Annotated in this window: 1 pseudogene; it reads right to left on the reverse strand. The window is 50.4% G+C overall.

Annotated features, from left to right (window positions below):
• Window positions 1-341: pseudogene (locus ACTHSP_RS23130) on the reverse strand (F0F1 ATP synthase subunit beta); the annotation flags it as partial.

A 341-nucleotide genomic window follows, 5' to 3' on the forward strand; every position in this document is an offset into this window, starting at 1 on the left:
AAGTCGTTACCTTCACGGGTACGTTCACCCACACCTGCGAACACGGACAGACCGCTGTGCGCTTTGGCGATGTTGTTGATCAATTCCATCATGTTCACGGTTTTGCCCACACCGGCACCACCGAACAGACCTACTTTACCGCCCTTAGCAAACGGACACAGCAAGTCGATCACTTTAATACCGGTTTCCAACAATTCGGTAGTTGAAGACAACTCGTCGAATTTTGGAGCAGTTTGGTGAATGGCACGGCTCTTGTCGGTATCAATCGGACCTGCTTCATCAACAGGCGTACCCAATACGTCGACAATACGACCCAATGTACCTTTACCTACCGGCACAGT

This window comes from Neisseria sp. P0001.S005 (genome assembly GCF_051963715.1).